This window comes from Mesorhizobium sp. WSM4840, assembly GCF_055811755.1.
This window is the reverse complement of sequence record NZ_JBVVQD010000024.1, coordinates 83,437-106,935: the sequence shown is the minus strand read 5'-3', so window position 1 is coordinate 106,935 and position 23,499 is coordinate 83,437. Positions and strand designations below refer to the sequence as shown.

Here is a 23,499-nt window from a genome sequence, read left to right as displayed (position 1 = left end):
AACCGTCGAACAAAGGGATGGCCGCCTTGAAAAGGCCCCTTGACAGCGAAAGCCCCATACAAGGTGGCTCGGCGAAGTCGAGACGGAGAGGGGACTGCGCCTTACGAAAGCCCCCTCTCCGGCCGCTTCGCGGCCACCTCTCCCCCGCTTCGCGGTGGGCGAGGAACCCAGGTCGTGCCTCAGCCCCACTTCATCTCGCCGGTGGCGACCTTGGAGCCGATGTCGAGCGCCACGCCCATGCCGAGGCCGGGGAAGCGGGCCTCCATGGCGCCCTTGAGCGCGGCGGCGTCCTTGGCCTTGGCCAGTTCTTCCTCGAAGGCAATGAGATAGGTTTTGGTGTGCTCGACGCCCGAAAGATCGGTGGCGGCCTGCGGCATCATGTGGCCGGGCACGACGATTTCAGGCTTGGCGGCCGCGATCTTTTCGAGATTGGCGAGCCAGGCGGCGCGCTGCTCCCTGGTCGGCGTGTCGGCGGTCCAGACATGCACGCCGGAAAAAATCATCACCCCGCCGAACACCGCATTCAGCGACGGCACCGAGAGATAGCGCCGGTTGGCGAGGCCTTCCGCGTCGACGATCTCGATGGTCTCGCCATCGACCTTGAGCGTCTTGCCGTCGAACATCTCGGGGATGACGACATCGGCGAGCGCCTGCGGGCCGTTCTCCTTGAGCTGCGGCCCCCAAACGGCGATTTTCTTGTCGACTTTGCCGTTGATGGCGGCCACTGTCTCGGCTGCGGCGATCACCCGTGCCTGCGGGAACGCTTCCTTGATCGGTTTGAGGCCAAAATAATAATCCGGGTCGGACTGGCTGACATAGATGGTGGTGAGCATCTTGCCCGTCGCCTTGATCGCCTCGGCCACGGCTCGGCCGTCGGGGAAGGTGAAACCGCCATCGATCAGCAGCGCCTCGGAGGCGCCGGTGATCAGCACGGGGGCGCGAAAGAAGCCGTTTTCGCCGGCAGGAAAATGTTTCCAGGAAAGCCCGCCGGCCGCATGGCCAAGCCCGGCGGGAGCGAAGACGGCAGCGGCGCCGGCGGCGAGGGTGGTTTTCATGATGGCTCTCCGTGTGAACATGGATGTCTCCTGGGCTTGAGAATGCGGAATTCCGGCGAGCGCATCTCCCGCGCAGCCTCGATTTCAGGAAGATGGCAGAGGCGGAATGCGTATTGAAGGCCAACAAAATAGACGTAATGTATGCAATTGCCTGACAATGAGGCCGCGCCTGCCATGAGCCACGCATGAACCTGAACCGGCTGGCCTATTTCGCGGCGGTGGTCGATGCCGGCTCCTTCACGCGGGCTGCCGAGCGGCTGGGCATCACCAAGGCGGTCGTCAGCCAGCAGGTGGCGCGGCTGGAGCGCGATGTCGGAACGACGCTGCTGATCCGCACGACGCGGCGGGTCCATCCGACCGAGGCCGGCCGGACATTCCATGCCCGCTGCCTGCAAGTCCTGCAGCAGGCCGAGGACGCCTTCGACGAGCTCGCGCAGGCCGCCGCCGAGCCGACCGGCACGCTGCGCATCGCGGCGCCCAACGACTACGGCACGTCGGCGGTGGTGCCGGTGGTCACCGCCTTCAGCGCGCGCTATCCCGCCTGCCGGGTGGAGCTGACGCTGGGCGATGAGACCATCGACCTGGCTTCTGGTGGAATGGACGTGGCGATCCGTGTCGGCTGGCTGGCCGATTCCAGCCTCCAGGCGCGGCGGATCGGCACTTTCCGGCAATTCATGATGTGCGGCGCCGAGTTTGCCGGACGGTTCACGGCTGGCGAACCGCAAGACCTTGCCGGGCTGCCCTTCATCGCCAACATGGCGCTGCGCGAACCGCTGCTATGGCAATTCTCGCGCGGCGACGACGAGCATGAGGCTGTGCGCATGCAGGCAACGATCGCCATCGACGCGACGCCGGCAGTGCTGGCCGCCGTCCGCGCCGGCGCCGGCCTGTCGGTGCTGCCGGACTTTTTGGTGCGGGACGAGCTGGCCGCTGGGCGGCTCGTCCACATCCTGCCCGAGTGGCAGCTGCCCTCCGGAGGCATCTACACGGTCTACCCCGCCGCGCGCTTCCGCCCGCCCAAGGTGACGAGGTTTGTCGAGATGCTGGTCGCGGCTGAGCGGGAGATGGAATCAAGCGGGGAGGGGCGGCGACCGGCGGAGACGACTCGATAGGTTTGCGAACGTCCGCGCCCTGCGACTCAACCGTTGAAAAAAAATTGGGGGACGATGTCGATTTCCGAAAACCTCGTTCGTCGTTTCGATGCCACGCCGATGAGGCCGACTCAAACAAGGAGACAGACGATGCGTGTGATGGTGTTCGTGAAGGCTGCCGAAGACAGTGAAAGGGCTTTGTTTCCCCGCCGGAGGCGATGGAGGCGATGGGCAGATTTAATGACGAGCTTCGCAATGCCGGCATCCTGCTCGCCGCCGACGGCCTCAAGCCTTCCTCGCAGGGCAAGCGTGTTGCGTTCGATGGTCCAGGCCGTACGGTCATCGACGGGCCTTTCGCCGAGACCCGCGAGTTGGTCGCCGGCTTCTGGCTCCGGGAATTTAGGGACATGGACGAGGCGGTCGCCTGGGTGAAGCGCTGCCCCAATCCCATGCCGGGACCGAGCAAGATCGAAATCCGGCCGCTGTACGAGATGGCTGATTTGCAATGACACTCTGACGCCGGAGGTCACGGAAATCCATGACCGGACGCGCGAAAAGCTCAGCGGCATTGGAAAGGGAGGACCGAACATGGCTTCTGTCGCGCGGGTCGCCACATGGACGACCAGCACGAAGTGCTGTGGTGCGATGCAAGTATGGATTTTTAGAGAGCTGCAGCGAGCGTTTCCAGTAGATTTGTGTGGTGTGCGGACATATCCTGCAACTTTAGGAACGAATGCGGGAGGACCATCATGCCAAAGAAGGACGTAAGCTTTTCTCGACGCACATTTCTCGGCGGCAGCGCCCTGGCGCTTGCCAGCGGCACGATTTCGATGCCGTTCGTGCGGACCGCGCGCGCCCAGGCGGCGACTTTCAAGGCCGGCGTCATCACGTCTCTGTCGGGCGAGAATATTTCGGGCGGCAATTTGACCAAGAACGGTTACGATCTCTGGGCCGAAGCGGCCAACGAGAAGGGCGGCGTCGAGGTCGGCGGCGAGCGTTTCATGGTCGAGATGTTCTATGGCGACGACCAGAGCAATCCGGCCACCGGCGCCGACGCCGCCGAACGGCTGATCGTGCAGAACGAGGTCGATTTCCTGCTCGGCCCCTACACCAGTGGCTCGACAATCGCCGTTCAGCCGATCTGCCAGAAATACCAGGTGCCGATGATTTCGGGCTCGGCCGAGTCGCCCAATGTCTGGTTGGCCAAGCCCGAATTCAATTTCGGCATCATCCCTTCCGTCGACACGACATCCGGCCAGTCGCTGGGCGTGCTGGCGGCGCTGTCAAACCCGAAGGCGAAGACGATCGCGGTGATCGGGGTCAACGAACCCTTTTCGAAGGAGACCGGCGAAGGCTTCCAGCGCGGCGCCAAGGAAGCTGGGCTCGAAGTCGTCGCCTACGAGCTCGTTCCGGCTTCCGGCGATCTCACCCCGGTAATGTCTAAGATCGCCGCCCTCAACCCTGACATCGTCGCGGTGGGCGGGCATGAAGAGCCGCTGATAAATGTGATCAAGACGTCGAAATCGCTGAATTATCGGCCGAAGGCCTTGATCATGCATTACGGCGTGACCAATCCGGCCTTCGCCGAAGCGCTCGGCGCCGATGCGAACGGCACCTCCGGTGTCGCCGTATGGCTGCCTACGGTGCCCTACAAGGACGACCTGTTCGGCACCGCACAGGACTATGTCGCGCGGGCCCAGGCTAAGTTCGGCCATGAGCCCGACTACACGGAAGCCGCCTGCTCGGCCAGCGGCCTCGTCTTCGCCGACGCCGCCAAGCGACTGGGCAAAAAGCCTTCGCTCACCCCCGAGGACCGCGTCGCCCTCAAGGATGCCATCGCCGACACCGACATCACGACTTTCTACGGACCGATCAAGTTCGAGAAGGAAGGCGACCACTATCACGACAACATCCAGCCGGTGCCAGTCGTGATCCAGATCCAGGATGGAAAGACCGTCGCTGTCGGCCCGAAGGAAGCGGCCGCGGCCGAGTTCATCTACCCGTTGCCGTCCTGGAAATAATCGCGACTTGAGGCGGGCGGAGGCGCTATTCGCCGTCGCCTGCTACGGCAGCGGGCAGCATGATGACGGCCGGCTCTTCCAAAGGCCGGCTGTAGGTTGGGCTTTATACTGCGGGCGTCAATTCACACTCGCGCCAAAAGCATGTTGCGGACTTCTTGGATTGACGGACAGGTTTGCCATTGGATCTTTTTCTTCAAACCCTGCTCAACGGCCTGCTGATAGGCGGCGTCATCGCCACGTTTTCGATCGCCTTCCAACTGACCTTCGGCGTGCTCCATGTCATCGACTTTGCGGTCGGCGCGTGGGTCGTGCTCGGCGGCTACCTCGCCTACTACATGGCGGCCTTTCTCGGCATAGACGGGTTCCTCGTCATGCCGATGGCCTTCGTCCTGTTCGGCGCGATCGGCTATCTCATGGGGCCGATGATCTACAATGTTCGAAACAGCCGCACGGCGCGACCCGAACTGATGGCGCTCGCGCTGACCTTCGGCATCTTCACCTTGCTGCGCGGTGGAATGCTGACCGTCTGGGGTTTCAATACGCATAGCGTGCCGACGGCGCTCAGCGGTCACAGCATCATGATCGGCCCAGTCACGGTGCCCCTGATCCGGGTGGCGGCGGCGGCGTTCGCGGTGCTCATCGCCGGGGGGCTGTTTTTCTTTCTCTTTCGCACGCGCTACGGGCTGGCGATCCGGGCGACGGCCGAAAACCGCCAGAACGCCGCCTTGATGGGGGTCAACATCCGGCGTCTCAGCGCCAATGTTTACGGGCTCTACGCGGGGATCACGGCGATGTCGGGCGTTCTGATGGGAGGCATCTATTCGGTCAATCCGGAGATCGGCCTGCGCTATACGCTGTTCGCCTTCTTCGTCGCCGTGCTGGCAGGGCTGGGCTCGCTGGGCGGCGCGCTTGTGGCGGCCCTGCTTCTGGGCGTCATCGAAGCTTTTGTCGCGACTTATGGCGGAGCCAGCTACTCGCATCTCGCGATCTTCGCAACGCTCTTCCTTGTCCTGTTGGTTTCCCCGCGCGGCATCCTGCGGCGCGGACTGTAAGATGGCCCAGACCATGAAAAATCGTTGGGCCGGCCTGCTTCTCCTCGTCGTCATCCTCGTCGTGCTGGCGTTGCTGCCGGTGCTGGTCAACAATTACTGGCTGCGCATCGCCACCGGCGCGCTGATGTGGGCGGGGCTCGCCTGTTCCTGGAACATGCTAGGCGGCTATGCCGGCTACATCAATTTCGGCCATTCGGCCTTCTTCGGCATCGGCGCCTACGCCACCGCCATCCTGATGGGCGCGGATTTCGCAGTGCCGTTCCTCGCCACCGTTCCCATCGGCATGATCGTCACAGCCCTGTTTGCGGTCGTCATCGGCGCGCCGACATTGCGGCTGCGCGGCGCTTATTTCGCTATCGCCACCTGGGCCTTCGCCGAAGTGCTCATGCAGTTCGCCACCGTCGTCGATTTCACCGGCGGAACCGGCGGTATCGGCCTGCCTCCCTTCCTCAACGAGCGCTTCTTCTATTTCGCCATGTTCGCGGCCGCCGTCCTGACCTATTTCCTCACCTGGTTGCTGTTCGAGCGCTCCCGCTTCGGCTTGAAGGTCAAGGCCTTACGGGATCACGAACCGGCGGCCGAAGCCATGGGCATCAACACCTCGCTGGTCAAGTTGCAGACCTTCGTGCTCAGCGCCGTCGTCGCCTCCGTGTTCGGCAGTATTTTCGCCTACTGGGTGACCTTCATCAATCCAAAGAGCGTGTTCGGCGGCGACATCACCGACCAGATGGTCGTCATGGTCCTGCTCGGCGGGCTCGGCAGCCTGTGGGGGCCGGCCATCGGCGGCGTCGCGCTGTTCTTCGTCAACCGGCTTATCTGGATGTACTATGGCGATACCGCCTTCTATATCGCCATTCTCGGCGCCGCCATCATCCTGGTGGTGCTGTTCCTGCCCAACGGCATCGCCGGCCTGTTTGCGCGGCGAAGCGGGAAATCAGGCAGCGTGCTCGACACGGTGCTCGGACGCCTGCTCGGCTCCCGCCAGGGAGGACGCTCGTGAGCATGACGGCGCAAGCGCCCGCGCCAGGCGACCAGCCCATCCTCTTCGTTCGCGACGTGCACAAGCATTTCGGCGGCATCCAGGCAGCCGCCGGCGTCGACCTGGAGGTCGGACGCGGCGAGATCGCCGGCCTCATCGGCCCCAACGGCTCGGGCAAATCGACCCTGTTCAACCTCGTGGCCGGCATGGAGACGCCCGATCGCGGGCAGATCCTGTTCGACGGCCATGAGATCGGCGGCAAAAAGGCCTATACGATAGCCCGCCTCGGCCTCGCGCGCACCTTTCAGATCCCGGCGTTGTTCGAGAACATGACAGTCAGCGGGAACCTTCTGGCCGCGGCCGCCGAGGGTCATTGGCATGGCGCGCAACAGCGGGCGGACGAGACGCTGGCGCTGCTGCATCTCGAACCGGTCGCCAACAACCGTGCGTCCGACTTGTCCGGCGGCCAGCAGAAACTGCTCGAATTCGGCCGCGTGATCATGCGCCAGGCGTCCCTCATCCTGCTTGACGAGGTGACGGCCGGCGTCCACCCCAACATCCGCAAGATCATCTTGGAAGCGATCGCCAGGCTGCGCGAGCAGGGAACCAGCTTCTTCGTCATCGAGCATGACATGGAAATGGTGCGCAATGTCTGCGACCGCATCATCGTCATGGATTCGGGGCGGGTGGTGACCAGCGGCGCGTTCGAGGACATCGTGCAAAATTCCGAAGTCATGCAGACCTATCTAGGGCGTCCGCAATGAGCACGTTGGTCGCAGACAGCGTCGTTGCGGGCTACGGCAAGCAGGAGATCGTCCATGGCGTCTCCCTTGTGGCGGAAGCCGGCAAGATCACCTGCATCTTCGGCCCCAATGGCTGCGGCAAGTCGACCTTGCTGAAAGCGATCGCAGGCGCGCTGCCGGTATGGAGCGGCACAATCGGGCTCGGCGGCGAAACGATCAGCAATTTGCCGGTCCATGAAGTCGTGCGCCAGGGCCTGGTGCTGATGCCGCAGGGCGGCGGCGTGTTTCCACGGCTGACGGTGATGGAAAATCTGCGCATGGGCGGCTACGCCATTGCCGACCGGAAGCTGGTGGACAGGCGCATCGAGGCTCTGGTCGACCAATATCCATCGCTGGCGCGGCGGCGCAAGACCACGGCCGGAGCCCTTTCGGGCGGCGAACAGGCGATGCTGGCGCTGGCGCGCGCGCTGGTGTCGGAACCGCGTTTGATCCTGCTCGACGAACCGTCCGCCGGCCTTTCGCCGGCCATGGTGAGCGAGACGCTGGAGCGCATCAAGGTGCTGACCGCGCGCGGCATCGGCATTCTCATGGTCGAGCAGAACATTCGCGAGGCCATGCCGATCGCCGACCGGCTCTATATCCTGGCCGCCGGAGAAAAGCGCTTCGAAGGCACGCCCGGAGATGTCCGCAACGACCGACAGATCATGGACATCTATATGGGCGGCGCCTGATGCCGCTTGGCGAACTCGTGCGCCCCAGAAGCATGGCGCCGCTGTCGGCAAGCTCGTCCTCCTTGAACCTTTGCATTTCTTCGTTCCAGGTCACGCTGGGCAGCTTCTCGACCTCGGCGATGCCATCGACGCTGATGAATTCGGTGACGATGAGTTTTCGCATGGCGCTCTCCTTTTGATGGAGGACGGATGGCGCGGGACTTCTGCGACACGCTCCGTGAAAAATAGCGCGGCGCTTTGTTAGCCTTTTGGTCGATGTCAGACACAAGCGTCGATCTCAGTCGACCTGGTGCCCGGCGCCAATTCCAACCGGCAGGAGAAGCGCGAAGCGGTGGTGGGCGGTCGGTGCTTGTTTGTCTGCGATGGCCGCTTTTGACCCTTTCGAGACCTTCCGGAGTCGAATTCTCTTCTTGAAAGCCGACATTGGCCGGAACCAGCACTCGCGACCCGAAGCAGTCATTGACTGTTGAAGGCTCAATGTCACGAAAGGGGTAGGAGACCATCATTCCACCCAGGTAGCCGTTCTCGTTGCTGGCCACGATGGACTCCTCCGTGCGGCGCAAATACAATCGATCCAACCAGTGAGGCGATCACTTAATGGCTGATGAACGCGTCAAGCGCCGTCTTGCCGCCATCGCTGTGGCCGACGTGGTCGGCTACAGCCGAATGATGGAGGCGGATGAGGCGGGTACGCTGGCGGCACTGAAGGAGCGGCGCAAGGCGATCCTGGAGCCGATCGTTCGCGATCGCGGCGGGCGGATCGTCAAGCTTATGGGCGACGGCGTGCTGATGGAGTTCACCAGCGCGGTGAACGCGGTCGAGGCTGCAGTCGAACTACAGGCCAAAATGGCGGAGGCCAACCAATCCGTCACCGAGCACCGCCGCATATTGCTGCGTATCGGCATCAACCTGGGCGACGTGATCGGTGAGGGCTCGGACATCTATGGCGACGGTGTGAACGTTGCGGCTCGCCTCGAAGCCTTGGCAGAGCCAGGCGGGGTCTGCGTCTCGGCCAAGGTTCATGAGGAATTGCGAGGCAAAGGCAACGCTGCCTTCGAGGACATGGGCGAGGTGGCGCTCAAGAATATCGTCAGACCGGTGCGGGTTTACCGTGTGGAAACGAGTACTGGTCAAGTGGGCGGGCGGGCCGCAACGACGTCTGCTGCCAGGCCCTCCATTGCCGTTTTGCCATTCGACAATCTGAGCGGCGATCCCAGTCAACAATACCTTTCGGACGGCATCACGGAGGACATCACCACCGAGTTGTCGCGGTTCAGAAATCTTACCGTCGCGGCGCGTCACGCTTCGTTCCATCTTGCCAGGATGGGCATCAACCCAATGCAGGCCGCCCGCGATCTGGGCGCGAACTACGTCATCGAAGGTAGTGTGCGGAAGGCGGGCGAGCGGATTCGCATTACTGCACAGTTGATCGACGCAAGGACAGGCAACCACGTCTGGGCGGAGCGGTATGATCGCGAATGCGACGACATTTTTGCTGTGCAGGACGAAGTCGTGGCAGCAATCGTGACGACGCTCGAGGGGCGAATGGTGGCCGCTGCTGCTCTTCAGGTGCGCAAGCGGCCAACGTCGAGCTGGACGGCCTATGACTTTTTCCTGCAGGGCCGGGAGCTGGCCGACGCCAACATGGAGAAGGAGGCCGTTCCGCTTTTTTCCCGCGCGACGGCGATCGATCCCGATTTTGCGCACGCTCACGCCTGGCTGGCGATCGCTCTCCTCGGCCGCTACTGGTTCGACACCGATCCACGAACGCTGCACGAAGCGTCACTTGCCGCACAAAGAGCCATGGAGTTGGACAGCAACGATCCGACGGTCCACCACGCCAACGGCATGGTCATGGTGTGGCTCCGCGAATACGAACGGGCCGGCGTCCATTTCGACCGCGCCGTCGCTCTCAATCCGGCCGATGCGCAAATTCGCGCGGACCGAGCGAATTGGTTGCGATACGCCGGCCGGCCGGAGGAAGCTCTGGCTTCAATCGACGACGCGCTGAAGAGAACCCCGTTTCCACCACACTGGTTCTGGGTAATTCGCGCCAAAATTTTGTTGGAACTGAGGAGATATGGCGAAGTCGTGGCGGCCTTGGACAACATGCCAAAAAAGGATCACCCCGCTTGGCTCACACTGGCGGCCGCCCATGACCATCTCGGCCATGCCGCTCTCGCTGCGCATGCGCTGGCGAAGGCTCGCGAACTTAGACCCAGCATCTCATCGCGGGAACTGATCGCTGTGAATCCTTATGCTCACCGAGATGCGCTCAAACCTCTGCTCGATGGCCTGCGCAACGCCGGATTGCCGGAGTAAGTAGGCCGCCAATGGGACATTGAAAATTTACACCACGCGGCGAGTTCACCGGAACGCATGCGGATGGCTTCGCGGTCGCAAACGATAGTTCGTCCCTTGAGGTTGCGAAACACCGCGCCTCTTGCCCCGGCCGTAGGCTACGCGCGGAGTGGGTGACGAATGCGGCGTTTCGCGTTCGTATCGTGAATGCACCCAAAGATGGCGCGACCGAGCCGGCGGTAGGATTCGGCTCTGCCGTACAGCCGCGGAGCGTTCTACGTCGCCGTTGGGTGGAGGACCGCCCTTCAAGTGTGGCTCTCGGAATGACGTGGTTGCCGGACATTCCGGTCTTTCAGCTTCAGTCGACGGCCAAAGGAGGCTTTTCCCGACGGCGGAATGACAATGCGCGCGGCTATACGGCCGCGCGCTTCAGTTGTCGGGGGTCCGACTGATCAGATCGCCTGACCACCCGAAACCTCGATCCGCTGTGCCGTAACCCAACGGTTATCCTCGCCCAGAAGGCTTGCCACCATCGGCCCGATGTCGTCGGGCAGCCCCACGCGGCCAAGCGCGGTCATCCCTGCGAACTGCGCGTTGACTTCGGCATTGTCGCGCACCAGCCCGCCACCGAAATCGGTCTCGATCGCTCCGGGCGCGACCGTGTTCACTGTGATCCCGCGCGCACCCAGCTCTTTCGCCATATAGACGGTCAAGATTTCGACCGCCCCCTTGGCGGCCGCATAGGCCGAGAAGCCCGGATAGGACACGCGGGTCAGGCCCGAAGAAAAGTTCACGATCCGCCCGCCATCTGCGATGAGCGGCAGAAGCGCCTGCACGAGGAAGAAAACGCCCTTCACATGGACGTCGAACAGACCGTCGAACTGCGCCTCGGTGGTATCGCCGATCATGGTGAATTCGCCGTGGCCGGCATTGTTGATCAGGTAATCGAAGCTGTCGCGGCCCCAGGTCTCTTTCAGCGCCGCGCGCAGGGTCTCGGCAAAGGCCGCGAAGCTGGCGACCTCGCCGAGATCGAGCTGCAGGGCAACCGCCTTACGGCCCAGGGCTTCGATCTCGGCCACAACCTCGCGAGCCTGAGATGCGTTGCCGCGATAGGTGACGATCACGTCGCGGCCATGCTGCGCGATGCTGACAGCGGTGTTGCGGCCGAGGCCGCGGTTGGCGCCGGTGACAAGTGCGATCTTGGTCATGCGGGAAGTCCTTTCATCCGAAGCGATGGGGACAACATGCGGCAAGAGCGTCTCCAGTTGTTGCCGATTCCTCGCGTAGTCTTGCCTGTTCCTGCAAATCTGGATCGGCCTTGCCGCACAGGATTTGCCAGAATGTCCGGATTTCTTGCCTGATCCTTCTTTAGTTCTTGCCTGAAACGCCACCACCCTTCAACTTGCCCCCATGAGCCGAACGCTTCTCGACCTTGTGCGCAGCTTTGCCGACACTCATGCCGACCGTTTCGGGGCGGCGTCGACGCCTATTCCCGGCCTGACCGCGATCCGCGCCACGCAGCCCGGCGAATTGCAGGTGGCTGTCAATCGGCCGCTGGTGGCCATGCTGTTACAAGGTGTCAAGCGGGTCACGATAGGGGCCGAGACATTGGAATTCGGTCCGGGCGAGTCGCTGCTGATCTCGGCCGATGTGCCCACGGTCAGCCAGATCACGCAGGCAAGCCTCGGCGCGCCCTACTATTCGCTGGTGCTGGAACTCGACCCCGTCCTTATGCGGGAACTCGCGGTCGAGATGGCGGCGGTCCCGGGCGATCCGTGCAAGCCTGTCCGAGTGGAGCCGACCGACGCAGATGTCGCCGATGTGGCCCTGCGCCTGATGCGGCTTCTGGACCGTCCCTCTGCCCTCCCGGTCCTGCAAGGGCCGTTGCTGCGCGAGATTCATTTCTGGCTTCTGGCGGGACGGCACGGATCGGCCCTCCGCAGCCTCGGCGGGGCCGATGGCCATGCACAACGCATCGCCCGTGCGGTCGCTATGATCCGCGAAAGCTATGCACGGCCGATCCGCATCGAGGAACTGGCCGAGGCCGCGGGGATGAGCACCTCGTCCTTCCACCAGCATTTCCGCCAGACCACCACGCTGTCTCCCTTGCAATTCCAGAAGCAGTTGCGCCTGATCGAGGCTCGGCGCCAGATGCTGGCCGATGGCATGAGCGTGAGTTCGGTGGCTTATGCGGTGGGCTATGAGAGCGTGCCTCAGTTCACCCGCGAATATGGCCGTCTGTTCGGCAAACCACCGGCCCGCGACATACGACAGGCACAGATGGATGCGTAGTCTGACTCTGCTTCAGAAGAAAGCGAGCGTCCGCTGTGGGCTCAATTGAGCCGTTCGTCGCGTCCGCCGCCGAGGACTGGAAAGGGTCGACACCTGCCGGAGCGTGAACGTCCCGTTCGGAGAACCGTCGGGAACGGCGGCTTATGGCGCAAAGCGGTCGTAGATCACGGCACCCAGCAAGAAATCTCAGACACGCCCAAACCAAATCTATCCCTCTTGCCATCCCCGCATCCTTCCCCTAATCTCTTCTGAGAAAACCTTTTCCCAACTCGCCCCGCATCCGCTGACCTCACCAATCAGCACATCGCAGGGTAACAAGAGAAAACCTTTTTCCAACTAAGGAATTCAGTGCGCACCATGGTTTCCGACGCCTCGCCAGCGCCCGCCAAGACCCCCGTTACCCTCCGCGAGGTGGCCTCCCTTGCCGGCGTCAGCGTTGCCACGGCCTCGAAGGCGCTGAACGGGCAGGGGCGGATGACGGCCGAGACGCGCGAGCGCATTCGCGAGACGGCGCAGCGTCTTGGCTTTCGCCCGAACAGCCTGGCGCAGAGCCTGTTACGCCGGCGCTCCTTCACCGTCGGGCTGCTCACCAACGATACCTATGGCCGCTTCTCGCTGCCGGTCATGTCGGGCATTTCGGATGCGCTGGTCGACAAGGGCGTCTCTGTGTTTCTCTGCCATGTCGAGGACGACCAGCGCCTTGGCCAGCTCCATGTCGATGCCATGCTCGACAAGCGCGTCGACGGCATCATCGCCACCGGCAAGCGGATCGATCGCCATCTGCCGGTCGATCTGTCCAATCTCGGCGTTCCCACGATTTACGCCTTTACCCAGCCCGATCCCGGCGCCATCGCCTTCGTCTCGGACGACGCCGGCGGCGCGCGCCTGGCGGTCGAGCACTTTTGCCGGCTTGGTCGCCGCCGCATCGCCCATGTCACGGGACCAGCGAGTTTTGCCGTGGTGCACGCGCGGGCCCAGGCCTATCGTGACGTGCTGACCGAGAAAGACTTGCCGGTCATGGAACCATTGCTCGGATCGTGGTCGGAAGCGTGGGGTCACGCGGCGGTGAAGAAGCTCTTCGACCGTAAGGGCGAAAAACCCGATGCCGTCTTTTGCGGCAACGACCAGATCGCGCGCGGCGTCATCGACGCGCTGCGCGAACGCGGGCTTGATGTGCCGGACGATGTCGGCGTCATCGGCTTCGACAACTGGCAGATCGTGGCCGAGGCGACGCGCCCGCCGCTGACCTCCGTCGACATGAACCTGGCGGCACTCGGGCGCGAGGCCGGCCTCACCTTGCTTTCGCTCGTCGGCGGTAAACCCGCCGAGCCGGGCATCCGAAAACTGCCGTGCCGGCTGGTGGTGCGTCAGTCATGCGGCCGTCCGCTTGGCGGCTGAGACCATGCATGTCGCCCAAAAGTGCGTAGCGGTTTTGGGATCACGACATGCATGCATGTCGCCCAAAAGTGCGCAGCGGTTTTGGGGTCACGACATGCATCAAAGCAAAAGGTCGCGCGCGCCTGCAAAGGCAGCGCGGCCGAATGAGGAGAAAAACATGAGGAGGAGAACCATGAGAACTATGATTGCCGGGCTCGCCTTTGCCGCGAGCATTTTTTCCACTCTGGCAGCAGTTCTGCCGGCCGCAGCCGCCGAGACCGCCAACATCTGGGTCCGCGCCGACGGCTCGAACTTCATGCCGCGCATCGTTGATGCCTTCAACAAGGGGCATGAGAACCAGATCAAGCTGGACATCATCCCCAATGCCGAGATCATCCCGAAATACGGTGCCGCCGCCGCCGGCGGCACAGCACCCGACGCGCTCTCGCTCGACCTGATCTACACGCCGTCCTTCGCTGCCGCCGGCCAGCTCGAAGACATCACCGACTGGGCGAAATCGCTGCCTTATTTCAACAGCCTGTCGCCGGCGCACGTCAAAACCGGCACCTACAAGGGCCGCATCTACGGGCTGCCGTTCTCCGCCGATAGTTCGGTGCTGATCTGGAACAAAAAACTGTTCAAGCAGGCTGGTCTTGACCCTGAAAAGGGCCCGACCAACTGGGCGGAAATCGAAGCCTCTGCCGAGAAGGTCAACGCGCTCGGCGGCGACATCAAAGGCTTCTATTTCTCCGGCAATTGCGGCGGCTGCAACATCTTCACCTTCACACCGCTGATCTGGGCCTCGGGCGGCGACATCCTCACCGAGGATGGCTCGAAGGCGACGCTCGACAGCCCGCAGCTGCGCGGCGCCATCGACCTCTACCGGTCGATGGTCAAGAAGGATCTGGTGCCGGCAGGCGCGCAGACCGACACCGGCTCCAACTTCTTTGCCGCCTTCGCCGCCGGCAATATCGGCATCTCGCCGTCCGGCGCCTTCGCCATCGGCGCGCTGAACACCCAGTACCCAGACATCGACTACGGCGTCACCTTCCTGCCCGGCAAGGATGGCGGCTGGTCGTCGTTTGCCGGCGGCGACAATTTCGTCGTCACCAAGGGCACCACGAAGATCGCGGTGGTCAAGGAGTTCCTCGATTTCGCCTATTCGCTGGAGGGCCAGACCATACTGGCGAAGTACGGCAGCCTTCCCGTGCGCGGCGACATCGCCAATGAGGCGCTGAAGGATCTAGACCCGCGCTACAAGGTCGCCGCAGAGGCCATGGCCAAGGGCCGCACGCCCTATTCGGTGGTGTTCAACGACCTGATCAACTCCGCCAACGGTCCGTGGAACCAGATGGTCAACGAGGTCTTCTTCGGCGAAGACGTCGATGGTGCTATCGCCAACGCGCAGGAAACCATGCAGTCGATCATCGACTCGGCGCCGCAGCAGTAGGCGCCGGCTCCCCTTGAGGGGAGGTCGGACCGCAGGTCCGGGTGGGTCGTCTCGGCAGTGCTCGACGTTCTCTTTTTCGTCGGCGCACCTCGCAGGCGACCCCACCCCCGGCCTTCGGCCGGACCCTCCCCCCGAGGGGGAGGGGGACGTCGCGCAAACAGCAAGGCTATCGCATTGAGAAAAGACCCCCTCATCCGGCCGCTTCGCGGCCACCTTCTCCCCGCTGGGGAGAAGAGGCTGGCGTCAACGCTGGCGACCTCCTCTCCACTCGGGGAGAGGTCGGATTGCCCCGAATTGCCCTTTGCAATTCGTTTGGCAATCCGGGTGAGGGGGTCTTTTGCCGTTGCGGTTGCCCTGAACCCAGTGAGCGGCCAGCCATGACCTCCATCGCAGCAACCTCCGCCCCAGCCCGCCGCCGCAAACTGGTCGGCGCCGGCCGCCGGCAGTGGATCGGCCTGCTCTATGTCGCGCCGGCCGTCGCATTGGTCGTCGTCTTCTTCATCATCCCGCTTTGCATGACGGCGTGGATGTCGCTGCACAATTGGCCGCTGATGGGCGCGCACTCCTTCATTGGCCTCGACAATTACTGGGCGATCCTGCGCGATACCAGGTTCTGGAACGCGCTGCGTTTCACCGGCTATTACACAGTGGTGGTGACGATCGCGATCTTCGTCGTCGCCTTTCCGCTGGCGCTGTTCATCGAAAGGCCGCGGCCGCTGACCGGCTTCTACCGGACGTCGTTCTTCATGCCGGCCGTCATCGGTTTTGCCTCGGCCAGCCTGCTCTGGTCGTGGCTGCTCAATGTCGATTCCGGCCTGTTCAGCCCCGCCGCCTTCGAACTCGGCCTGACCGAGAAGAAGGTCAATCTGCTGGCGACGTTCCAGCCGGCGTTCTGGTCGATCATCGCCATGGTCGTCTGGAAGGTGGCGGGCTTCACCATGATCATCCTGATGACCGGCCTGCAATCCATCCCGCCGGATCTGCAGGAGGCGGCGATGATCGACGGGGCAGGGCCGCTGGCGCGGTTTCGCGCCATCACTCTGCCGCTGATGCGCCGCACCCTGGCGTTGGCGCTGATCCTGTCGGTTGCCGGTTCGGTGCTCGCCTTCGACCAGTTCTACATCATCCTGCGCGGCGGGCCGCGCAACCAGACGCTGACCGCCGTCTACTGGATTTTCAACCAGTCATTCGTGTCGTTCAAGCTCGGCTACGGCGCCGCACTGTCGATGATCCTGCTGGTCATCCTGGTCGCGCTCAGCCTCATCCAGCTGCGGCTGCTGCGCCAACCCGAGGGAATTGACTGATGGCGCAGGCACGCAGCCGCAAAAGACGCATCGGCATGCAGATTGCCGAGCATGCGACGGGCATCATCGCCTCGTTGCTGTTCCTGGCGCCGATCGTCTGGACCGTGCTTTCGGCGTTCAAGCCGGCGCAGGAGTCGCGTCAGCCGCCGCTGCCGCCGTGGCCGACGACCGGCTTTTCGGTCGAGAATTACGCCACGCTTAACACGTTCGGCGACGGCCTCTGGCTGCCGGCGCAAAACAGCATCTATGTCTCTGCCATGACGGTGGTGCTGTCGGTGATCGTCAGCGTGCTGGCCGGCTACGGTTTCTCGCGCTTCCGCTTTCCGCTGAAGAACCTGCTCTTCGTCGTCATCCTGTCGACGATCATGATCCCGTTCCAATCGATCCTGACGCCGATCTTCCTGGTGCTGACCAAGATCGGCCTGCACAACACGCTGACCGGGCTGGTCTGCGTCTATGTCACGCTGCAGCTGCCGTTCTCGATCTTCATGATGCGCAACGCCTTCGACGCGGTGCCGCGCGAGATCGAGGAGGCCGCCCGCATGGACGGCGCCAACAATGTCACCATGCTCTTGATGGTGATGCTGCCGCTGGTCTGGCCGGGCATCGTCACCATCGCGCTGTTCGCGTTCCTCGGCGCCTGGAACGAGTTTCTGGCAGCGCTGGTGCTGATGACCGACCAGTCCAAATTCACGCTGCCGATCATGATGACGGCGCTGCAGTCTGGCCGCTTCGGCGCCATCGACTGGGGCGCGGTGCAGGCGGGCGTCACCGTGATGATGGTGCCGTGCCTGGTGCTCTTCCTCCTGCTGCAGCGCTTCTACATCCGCGGCCTGATGGCGGGGGCCGTGAAGTGACCAATCGAATCGAACCGGAGTGAATTCATGACCGCATCGCAATCGGCCCTTCAGGGCACTACGCCGGGCAAGCCGAAACTCGCCTTCCGTCCGCTGGCGGTGCCGCAGGTCGATGTGCGCGGCTTCTGGGGCGACCGCGTCGATGCCGTCGCCACCAGGACCGCCGGCATCCTGTATGACCGCTGCGTCGAGGCGCGCATGCTGGAGCAGATCGATCCGGACCGGCCATCGCCCGGCGTCGTCATTCCGTTCCACTCACCCTCGCCGGACGAGGCCGCCACCGCCGGCAACGAGTTCACCGGATCGACGGTGACGACCCAGATGTTCTGGGACAGCGACTGGGGCAAGACGATCGAGACCGCCGCCTACTCGCTCTATCGCCGCCGTAACGACGCGCTGGAGAAGAAGATCGACGCCGTCATCGACATGTATGGCAGACTGCAGCAGCCCGACGGTTATCTGTCCAGCTGGTACCAACGCATCCAGCCCGGCCTGCGCTGGACCAATCTGCGCGACTGCCACGAGCTCTATTGCGCCGGGCATCTGATCGAAGGGGCGGTCGCCTACTACCAGGCCACGGGAAAGCGCAAGCTGCTCGACATCATGTGCCGCTATGCCGACCATATCGCCGATATGTTCGGTCCCGAACCCGGCAAGAGGAAGGGCTATTGCGGCCACGAGGAGATCGAGCTGGCGCTGGTCAAGCTGGCGCGGGTCACGGGCGAGAAGAAGTACATGGACCTCGCAAAATACTTCATCGACCAGCGTGGCCTTGAGCCGCATTATTTCGACGAGGAGGCGCGTGCCCGCGGCGTGGACCCCAGAGCGTATCATTTCAAGACCTACGAATACAGCCAGTCGCACAAGCCGGTTCGCGAACAGGAAAAAGTCGTCGGCCACGCGGTGAGGGCGATGTATCTCTATTCCGGCATGGCCGACGTCGCCACCGAATATGGCGACGACACGCTGCGGCTGGCGCTCGACCGGCTGTGGGACGATCTCACCACCAAGAACCTCTACATCACCGGCGGCATCGGGCCGTCGTCGCACAATGAGGGTTTTACCGCCGACTACGACCTGCCCAATGAAACCGCCTATGCCGAGACCTGCGCTTCGGTGGGACTGGTGTTCTGGGCCAGCCGCATGCTCGGCATGGGCCCCAATGCGCGCTATGCCGACATGATGGAGCGAGCGCTCTACAACGGCTCGATCTCGGGCCTGTCGCTCGACGGCTCGCTGTTCTTCTATGAAAATCCGCTGGAAAGCCGGGGGAAGCACAACCGCTGGAAGTGGCATCGCTGCCCGTGCTGCCCGCCCAATATCGGACGCATGGTCGCTTCGATCGGCAGCTATTTCTACAGCCTGTCCGACGATGCACTCGCCGTCCACCTCTATGGAAACAGCACGGCTCGTTTCGATATCGCAGGCCGGCACATAGAACTGACCCAGGCCAGCAACTATCCGTGGGACGGGGCAGTCTCGATCGGCGTCGAACCCGAGGCGCCGACGACATTCACCTTGCACCTGCGCCTGCCGGCCTGGTGCCGCAAGGCGGCGCTCAAGGTAAACGGGGAGGCGGTCGATCTGGAGGATGTCACCAGCGACGGCTATGCCGCGATCCGGCGCGAGTGGCGCAAGGGCGACCAGCTCGAGCTCGAGCTCGAAATGACCGTCGACCGGCTCTATGCCAATCCGGAGGTGCGGCAGGACATCGGCCGCGTCGCGCTTGCCCGCGGCCCGCTGATCTATTGCGTCGAGGAGACCGACAATGCCGGCCAGCTGCACCGCATCGCCTTGCCACGCACGGCAAACATCGAGGCGCATAAGCAGCCGAACCTATTGGGCGGCGTCGTGACGCTTTCGGCTCTGGCCAGGAAAGAGGCGTTTGAGAGCTGGGACAACGGCCTCTACCACACCGAACCGCCGGCGGTTGAGGAAGCAAAAGTCACCGCCGTTCCTTATTTCGCCTGGGACAACCGCGATCCCGGCGAGATGCTGGTCTGGCTGAGAGACTCGTGATCCGGGGACGAAGATGATGCCGCCGACGAAAGGGGTGTCTTGAATTTGCCCCGGCGGCGCTAATTTTAGAGGGGGAGAGTGGCGCCAGCCACTCGAATGGGTGGAGGCAGAGTTGGCGCTCGAAGATGTCGCGCGTCCGAGCGCTGGCGCTCGCGTCATGGTCCTGACCGTCGCAGCGTTGCCGTTGCTGTTCGTGCTCAGCGGTCTGGCCATTCGCTATGCGGCATTTGCTTCGGTGTCGGAGGAACCAGGTTTCGCGGCCTATGCCCGCGCGCTTTGTCGGTGGGATTGCGCCTGGTATATCGGCATCAGCGAACAGGGTTACGAGCGCTTTCCCATTCCAGACCACAGCAATGTCGGTCGCTGGGGCTTCTTCCCGCTCTATCCGATGCTGGTGGCGGCGATCCGGTCTGTTTTCCCTTTCCCTACGATACTGGTCGCCACCATCACTTCCATTGTCTGCAGCTACGCCGCCTGTCTGGTCGCATGGCCGCTGCTCGAGAAAAATATGCGGGCCTATGTGCTGTATTGCGCATTTCTGCTCAGTGGCCCGTTCTCCTTTCACTTCACGACCTTCCTGAGCGAACCGCTTTTCGTGCTCCTGACCTCGTGCGTTTTTCTGGCGCTCAAACGCTCCAGCTATCTCGCCGCGGGCGTTTCATCTGCGCTCCTGTCGGCGACCAGGCTCGTCGGGGTCTTCGTCGTATTTGCGACCGCCATTCAAATGTTCAGGGAGCACCGCCAGCAGGGCGGATCGACGCTGTCTTTCCCGCTATGGCTGCTTGGCCGGCCGGATCTGCTGGTCGCTGTCCTCATCTCGCCCGCCGGTTTGTTCGCTTACATCCTGTTTCTTTACCTTACGGTCGGGGACGGCTTTGCGTTCCTGCATGTCCAGCGCGCGTTCGGACGGGTGGCCGGCAATCCCCTGGTCTTTCTATGGGACGGGCTCTCAGCGGTTCCGACCACCGGATGGCTGCCCACGGCGCCGCAATGGAGCGCGCTCGCCGCGATCACCGGATTGGCGCTGTCGGCCGTCCTAGTGGCCCGCAGGCAATATGGCGCGGCACTCTTCTGCGCGCTCGGTATTATCCTGCCGCTGATTACCAACCTGGCCTCGATGGTCAGATATGTCGTTGGGCTTGCGCCTCTGACAATGATGCTCGTCGTCCTGTTGTCGGCGTCGAAGCTCATTTGGCTCGCGGCTTTGGTTCTCTTCCTGGGCGCCTGCTATTTCATGACTGTGGCGTGGATCGGAGGCTACCTTGCCCTGGTCTGACATTTGGGAGCCTTTCAGACGCGCCGCCTCGATCGGCGGCTACGCACTTGTGGCAGTTCTGGCCGGGTCCGAGACCGTCATCCTTGCGCTTGCTCTCAATCCAATCGTCAATGCCGATTATCGCGCCTATTACATCGATCGGACGACCACCTGTCTCAATCGCGATGCCGTCGGCAGCTACACACTTGGCCAGACGATATCGTTCCGGAACGACGGCGCCAAACTGGCAGCCAGCATAAAGGTCTGCGGCTGGTCGGGACCCGTTGCCGACGGCACCCATTCCGTGGGCGAGACCTCCCGGCTTCGCGTGAAGATACCGCCGCTGCGCAACGGGCTGATGGCCACGCTGCAAATGGCCGCCGTCATTCGTCCACCGCAGATCACGCAAAGGGTGGTGATCTCGGTGAACGGGTTTCGGGTGCATGCGGAGACGCTGTCTGGCAAAGAACCACGAACGGTCTCGTTCGTCGTTCCACCGCCGGCTCTTGGCAAGGCCGATACACTCGAAATCGCCTTCGACTATCTCGACGGCATTCCGCCAACGCCGGCCGCCAGCAACATCTACAAGCGCTCCATCAAGCTGGTGTCGTTCCGGCTCGATGCGATTGACACGGATTAGGTGGAGCGGTCGCCGTGCCGGTCGGGTCTTCGCTGCGCAAAAACCCATCGGTCGAGCATGAGAAGATTGACCGCCGGAATAAGCACGCATGTAACCAGAATGGCAATGATGGACGGCAGGCCGAGTTTCGCCGTCAAAAGCGCCGGCGCCGCGTAAGCCACGGCGAAGCCTGTCGCCGTCAGCAGGAGAAAACGCGCAGCTTCCGATCGGTGCGATCCGCTCGACATGAAGGTTACTGATTTGTGGGCGAGATACGAAAACACGGCAGCCGCGGCGTAAGCCGCAAGCGACGCCTGGACAGGCGAGAAGCCGATCCATTCCGATTCGACCAAAGCGACAGCCAGGACGGCATACAGGATCGTCGCGGCGATGCCGACCAAGCCGAAGCGCGCCAGCAGCTTCAGCCCGGTGCGGGCGGTCGAACGGCCCTCAGACATGCGCACTGCACGCATACTGGGCTCCGAGCGGAAGGGGCGCGAGCAGGCGCTCGAGTTTTCTGGCAAAAGGCCTGGCCGACGGCAGCAGCAGGAAGTGCTCGGATCGGATATCCCTGCAGCCCGTCTCCTGAAAGAGGGACGTTGCCTTGGCAGCGTTGAGCAGGACCGCATCCTGATCGAACGGACACCGCAACACCGCAAGACGCGTCAGCGGATTATAGGGATTGTGCTCGATGATGCAGGCGACGCCGCCCGGCCGCACGACGCGCCGCATTTCCCGGAAGAAATCGAGCCAGGAAACGGGCGGAACGTGATGGACGACGCAACTGGCGAAAGCCAGATCGAACGCGCCGTCCTCATAAGGCAGGCTCGGCGTGGTGCAGGCCCTGTAGCTCACACGCGGATTGTCCTGGCCGGCGCGCAGGATCGATTCCTCCGAGACGTCGCAGCCATCCAGGCTCTCGAACACGCCTTCGAGATAAGGGTGGAGCGACCCGACGCCGCAGCCGACATCCAGCGCCCGCACACCGGCACCATCGTGCCGAAGCCTTCGCTCGACGACAAGACGCTGCAGCAGGTCGGCTTTGGCGATAAGAAAGAAGTCGTGCCTGAGGCCGGAAAACCGGATGGATCCTGCGACCGCCTCGCCATAATTTGATTTATAGCTGTCGAAGAGTTCGGCCATCAGCCGAGGCTCCGTTCCTGGGTTTTCGAAACGATCGACGGCTCTCACCCGGGGTGGTTGCACGCACTGCCCTGTCGAAGCCGGCGACCCTGTCGATCACGTAAAGCGGACGGCGTTTGACCTCGGCGTGGATACCGCCGACATAGAGCCCGACCACGCCGGTCATGAAAAGATTGATGCCGCAAAGGAGCGACACGATCACCACGGTGGATGTCCAGCCGGCAATGATGCCGGTTTCAAAAATCCAGGCGAAGATAGCGTAAGCACCGAACACCACCGCAAGCGCGGAGATGGCCAATCCGCCCCACAACGCGATGCGCAGCGGCTTCTCGGAGAAGCTGACGATGCCGTGAACGGCAAGGTGCATCATCTTCCAGAATGGGTATTTGGTCTGGCCAAGGGTCCGCGCGGGACGTTCGAAAGGCACCGCCGTCTGCTTGAACCCCATCCAGGCGAACATGCCCCTGACGAAGCGGTCGTGTTCGGGCATTTGCTTGAAGGTTTCCAGAGCCTTGCGCCCGACCAGGCGAAAATCGCCGACGTCGCGCGGGATGTCGACCGACGTCATTTTCTCCAGCAGACGGTAGAAGAGACTCGCCGTCATGCGCTTGAACCAGGATTCGCCCTCACGCTTGACACGGCGGGCATAGACGATCTCGAAACCTTCCTTCCACTTCGCCACCAGATCGAGAACCACCTCCGGTGGGTCTTGCAGGTCGGCATCCATGACGATGACGGCATCACCCGCAGCCGCGTCCATGCCGGCCGTGATCGCGACCTGGTGGCCGAAATTGCGGGAAAGCTCGATCAGCCGGAAGCGCGGCTCGACGGCGACCACGTTCCGAAGGTATTCGACGCTTCCATCGAGGCTTCCGTCGTCGACGAAGATCGCCTCAGCCTCTCCGTCCAACCTGCAGATCAGCGAGCTGATCCGCTCGATCAGTCGCGGCAGCACCTGTTCTTCATTGTAAATGGGAAGGACCAGCGAGTACCGCGGCGGCGACTCGTTCACCGCAGTCCTGATGCCTTGGATCACAGAGTCTCGCATGCCGTTGAAAATGGAACGCAAGCTACAAAGTTCCAAGGATACACAAGAAATCGCTAAATTTAGCGGTTTCGGGCAGGTGATGTTCATGAGTGGAACGGACATAGGCGGCGTTACCGCAATCGAACGTCCGCATGTGATCGAGACACGGCATCAAAGAGGTTG

Annotated in this window: 22 protein-coding genes; 16 read left to right on the top strand and 6 right to left on the bottom strand. The window is 62.8% G+C overall.

The features are described from left to right. Window positions 1–179: 179 nt before the first annotated feature. Window positions 180–1,076, bottom strand: a complete 897-nt coding sequence (locus AC0L3I_RS26850) for an MBL fold metallo-hydrolase (RefSeq protein ID WP_473528844.1) — start codon at window positions 1,074–1,076, stop codon at window positions 180–182. A 164-nt stretch (window positions 1,077–1,240) separates the two neighbouring features. Here AC0L3I_RS26850 and AC0L3I_RS26845 point away from each other — a divergent pair, with 164 nt between their 5' ends. The 7 genes from AC0L3I_RS26845 to AC0L3I_RS26815 all read left to right on the top strand — a co-directional run bounded on the left by AC0L3I_RS26845 (window position 1,241) and on the right by AC0L3I_RS26815 (window position 7,672). Further along, entirely contained in the window at window positions 1,241–2,167 is a 927-nt protein-coding gene (locus AC0L3I_RS26845) for a LysR family transcriptional regulator (protein ID WP_473528843.1), read from the top strand. A gap of 206 nt (window positions 2,168–2,373) precedes the next feature. Continuing rightward, a complete protein-coding gene (locus AC0L3I_RS26840; protein ID WP_473528842.1) occupies window positions 2,374–2,655 on the top strand; it encodes a YciI family protein in 282 nt (93 codons plus the stop codon). Window positions 2,656–2,895: 240 nt separating this feature from the next. Then, window positions 2,896–4,167: an amino acid ABC transporter substrate-binding protein gene (locus AC0L3I_RS26835; protein ID WP_095496189.1), complete on the top strand. Its 1,272-nt coding sequence runs from the start codon at window positions 2,896–2,898 to the stop codon at window positions 4,165–4,167. 179 nt (window positions 4,168–4,346) lie between these two features. Further along, the gene (locus AC0L3I_RS26830; protein ID WP_473528841.1) at window positions 4,347–5,219 is read left to right on the top strand and encodes a branched-chain amino acid ABC transporter permease; all 873 of its coding nucleotides are present in this window, start codon (window positions 4,347–4,349) and stop codon (window positions 5,217–5,219) included. A 13-nt stretch (window positions 5,220–5,232) separates the two neighbouring features. Continuing rightward, window positions 5,233–6,219: a branched-chain amino acid ABC transporter permease gene (locus AC0L3I_RS26825; protein WP_473528840.1), complete on the top strand. Its 987-nt coding sequence runs from the start codon at window positions 5,233–5,235 to the stop codon at window positions 6,217–6,219. Between the two features lie 2 nt (window positions 6,220–6,221). Further along, complete coding sequence (locus tag AC0L3I_RS26820) at window positions 6,222–6,962, top strand: ABC transporter ATP-binding protein (protein ID WP_051407931.1); 741 nt, start codon at window positions 6,222–6,224, stop codon at window positions 6,960–6,962. Further along, on the top strand, window positions 6,959–7,672 hold the full coding sequence (locus tag AC0L3I_RS26815; protein WP_473528839.1) for an ABC transporter ATP-binding protein: 714 nt from the start codon (window positions 6,959–6,961) through the stop codon (window positions 7,670–7,672). The genes AC0L3I_RS26820 and AC0L3I_RS26815 overlap by 4 nt, the downstream gene beginning before the upstream one ends. On the opposite strand, the gene AC0L3I_RS26810 is transcribed toward AC0L3I_RS26815, so the two are convergent. Further along, window positions 7,644–7,835 (bottom strand): hypothetical protein, encoded by a 192-nt coding sequence (locus tag AC0L3I_RS26810; RefSeq protein ID WP_473528838.1) that lies wholly within the window; start codon window positions 7,833–7,835, stop codon window positions 7,644–7,646. The genes AC0L3I_RS26815 and AC0L3I_RS26810 overlap by 29 nt on opposite strands. Before the next feature lie 434 nt (window positions 7,836–8,269). Here AC0L3I_RS26810 and AC0L3I_RS26805 point away from each other — a divergent pair, with 434 nt between their 5' ends. Then, a complete protein-coding gene (locus AC0L3I_RS26805; RefSeq protein ID WP_287177408.1) occupies window positions 8,270–9,994 on the top strand; it encodes an adenylate/guanylate cyclase domain-containing protein in 1,725 nt (574 codons plus the stop codon). A 431-nt stretch (window positions 9,995–10,425) separates the two neighbouring features. Here AC0L3I_RS26805 and AC0L3I_RS26800 read toward each other — a convergent pair whose 3' ends face one another. Continuing rightward, window positions 10,426–11,181 carry an SDR family NAD(P)-dependent oxidoreductase gene (locus AC0L3I_RS26800; protein WP_473528837.1) on the bottom strand — a complete coding sequence of 252 codons (756 nt, stop codon included), beginning with the start codon at window positions 11,179–11,181 and terminating at the stop codon, window positions 10,426–10,428. Window positions 11,182–11,383: 202 nt separating this feature from the next. Here AC0L3I_RS26800 and AC0L3I_RS26795 point away from each other — a divergent pair, with 202 nt between their 5' ends. The 8 genes from AC0L3I_RS26795 (at window position 11,384) to AC0L3I_RS26760 (ending at window position 21,167) form a co-directional block, all read left to right on the top strand. Next, a complete protein-coding gene (locus AC0L3I_RS26795; protein ID WP_473488221.1) occupies window positions 11,384–12,265 on the top strand; it encodes an AraC family transcriptional regulator in 882 nt (293 codons plus the stop codon). Window positions 12,266–12,622: 357 nt separating this feature from the next. Then, entirely contained in the window at window positions 12,623–13,663 is a 1,041-nt protein-coding gene (locus AC0L3I_RS26790) for a LacI family DNA-binding transcriptional regulator (protein ID WP_473528836.1), read from the top strand. A gap of 172 nt (window positions 13,664–13,835) precedes the next feature. Then, a complete protein-coding gene (locus tag AC0L3I_RS26785) occupies window positions 13,836–15,092 on the top strand; it encodes an ABC transporter substrate-binding protein (RefSeq protein ID WP_473528835.1) in 1,257 nt (418 codons plus the stop codon). Window positions 15,093–15,469: 377 nt separating this feature from the next. Continuing rightward, the gene (locus AC0L3I_RS26780) at window positions 15,470–16,396 is read left to right on the top strand and encodes a carbohydrate ABC transporter permease (protein ID WP_473528834.1); all 927 of its coding nucleotides are present in this window, start codon (window positions 15,470–15,472) and stop codon (window positions 16,394–16,396) included. Further along, the gene (locus tag AC0L3I_RS26775) at window positions 16,396–17,253 is read left to right on the top strand and encodes a carbohydrate ABC transporter permease (protein WP_473528833.1); all 858 of its coding nucleotides are present in this window, start codon (window positions 16,396–16,398) and stop codon (window positions 17,251–17,253) included. The genes AC0L3I_RS26780 and AC0L3I_RS26775 overlap by 1 nt, the downstream gene beginning before the upstream one ends. A gap of 27 nt (window positions 17,254–17,280) precedes the next feature. Continuing rightward, window positions 17,281–19,272, top strand: a complete 1,992-nt coding sequence (locus AC0L3I_RS26770; RefSeq protein WP_473528832.1) for a glycoside hydrolase family 127 protein — start codon at window positions 17,281–17,283, stop codon at window positions 19,270–19,272. A 112-nt stretch (window positions 19,273–19,384) separates the two neighbouring features. Then, window positions 19,385–20,548, top strand: a complete 1,164-nt coding sequence (locus tag AC0L3I_RS26765; RefSeq protein ID WP_473528831.1) for a hypothetical protein — start codon at window positions 19,385–19,387, stop codon at window positions 20,546–20,548. After that, window positions 20,535–21,167, top strand: coding sequence for a hypothetical protein (locus AC0L3I_RS26760; protein WP_473528830.1), 633 nt, complete (start codon window positions 20,535–20,537; stop codon window positions 21,165–21,167). The genes AC0L3I_RS26765 and AC0L3I_RS26760 overlap by 14 nt, the downstream gene beginning before the upstream one ends. Here the strand turns inward: AC0L3I_RS26760 and AC0L3I_RS26755 are convergent. From AC0L3I_RS26755 to AC0L3I_RS26745, 3 genes are read right to left on the bottom strand one after another with little or no spacing between them, the layout of a single operon-like run. Beyond that, window positions 21,164–21,619 (bottom strand): GtrA family protein, encoded by a 456-nt coding sequence (locus AC0L3I_RS26755; RefSeq protein ID WP_473528829.1) that lies wholly within the window; start codon window positions 21,617–21,619, stop codon window positions 21,164–21,166. The two genes, AC0L3I_RS26760 and AC0L3I_RS26755, sit on opposite strands and share 4 nt — an antisense overlap. Further along, on the bottom strand, window positions 21,597–22,289 hold the full coding sequence (locus tag AC0L3I_RS26750) for a class I SAM-dependent methyltransferase (protein ID WP_473528828.1): 693 nt from the start codon (window positions 22,287–22,289) through the stop codon (window positions 21,597–21,599). Before AC0L3I_RS26750 ends, AC0L3I_RS26755 begins: the two co-directional genes overlap by 23 nt. Continuing rightward, window positions 22,264–23,358, bottom strand: a complete 1,095-nt coding sequence (locus AC0L3I_RS26745) for a glycosyltransferase family 2 protein (RefSeq protein ID WP_473528827.1) — start codon at window positions 23,356–23,358, stop codon at window positions 22,264–22,266. Before AC0L3I_RS26745 ends, AC0L3I_RS26750 begins: the two co-directional genes overlap by 26 nt. Window positions 23,359–23,499: the final 141 nt, after the last annotated feature.